This window comes from Psychrobacter sp. UBA2514 (assembly GCF_002341255.1).
In the GTDB taxonomy this organism is placed as follows: domain Bacteria; phylum Pseudomonadota; class Gammaproteobacteria; order Pseudomonadales; family Moraxellaceae; genus Psychrobacter; species Psychrobacter pacificensis.
This window is the reverse complement of record NZ_DDNS01000047.1, coordinates 1-1197: the sequence shown is the minus strand read 5'-3', so window position 1 is coordinate 1197 and position 1197 is coordinate 1. Positions and strand designations below refer to the sequence as shown.

Annotated in this window: 2 protein-coding genes; both read left to right on the top strand. The window is 44.0% G+C overall.

Annotated features, from left to right (window positions below; genetic code table 11):
- On the top strand, positions 1-267 hold a 267-nt coding region (locus B3V51_RS11255), incomplete at its 5' end, for a substrate-binding domain-containing protein (protein ID WP_286708441.1).
- A gap of 46 nt (positions 268-313) precedes the next feature.
- The gene (gene modB, locus B3V51_RS11250) at positions 314-1015 is read left to right on the top strand and encodes a molybdate ABC transporter permease subunit (RefSeq protein ID WP_286708440.1); all 702 of its coding nucleotides are present in this window, start codon (positions 314-316) and stop codon (positions 1013-1015) included.
- Positions 1016-1197: the final 182 nt, after the last annotated feature.

Here is a 1197-nt window from a genome sequence, read left to right as displayed (position 1 = left end):
CTGATACAGGCAGAAAATATTGGTCAAGTATTTCAGTACGCCCATACAGGTAGCGTGGATTATGGGTTTGTGGCGCAGTCTCAACTCGTTGCGATAAAAGCCAAACCTGAGCAGTTTATTACTGTGCCAAAAACATCCTATCCAGCCATCTTACAAGATGGTATCGTTATCAATAATACAGTCCCAGCAGCGGCGTTTACTGATTACTTGCGCTCGGATGCAGGACAACAGCACTTCGCGCAAGCAGGCTACCTGCCCATTCAGTAATCCGTTAGCCTAGACACGCTACCTATAAAACGAGCCGTGACATTATATGATCGACCAGTCTCTTATGTCAGATATGCTCAGTCCATTTTGGGTAAGTATTAAGCTCGCTTCTATCACGACCTTGTGCTTACTGTTGTTTGCAACTCCTATGGCTTATTGGCTTGCCAAACCAAGTCAAAAGAAGGCAGTTGGGCGTTTCAAAATTCTGCTCATGGGCATCATTGCCATGCCTCTGGTACTCCCGCCTACGGTTATTGGCTTTTATTTATTATTACTGCTAAGTCCAAGTATGGGTATCGGTAAATGGCTGATTGAGCACAATATTAGTCCGCTTATTTTTACCTTTGAAGGTCTAGTGGTTGGGTCTATTATTTACTCACTGCCTTTTTATATACAGCCAGTGTATGCACAGTTTTTGCGTATTCCGCAAAGTGTCACGGAAGTCGCGCATCTGTTAGAACCCAGTCGTCTGCGCCGCTTCGTCAAGGTAGCCTTACCGCAAGCGCGCGTGGGTATTATTTTGGGTAGTTTAATCAGCTTTGCTCATACCATTGGTGAGTTTGGTGTGGTTTTAATGATAGGGGGGAGTATCTCAGGTGAGACCAAGGTAGTGTCGATTGCGATATATGAGCAAGTTGAAGCGCTCAACTATGAGGCAGCGCATATGATGTCTGGTATTTTGATTATCATGGGCGTAGTGATGGTGGCGTTGATTGCTAGTGTGAGTCGCATGAGTCAGCGTCCATAATACTAAAATACCTGCACGCCCGTTAGATGATTATAACTATTGCGAATACAAAATAGATGCTTATCGAGAGGTAGTTATATTAGAAGGAACATATAGTCGAACCACTATTAAAGTGTTACAGCGTTAGACTCGTTTAGCCTACTACTGTAGTACTTGCACTCGTCTGCCTTGTACCACTTTTA

Excerpts from the sequence above, each read along its gene's own strand:
- modB (WP_286708440.1), top strand. The coding sequence starts at position 314 with ATGATCGACCAGTCTCTTATGTCAGATATGCTCAGTCCATTTTGGGTA.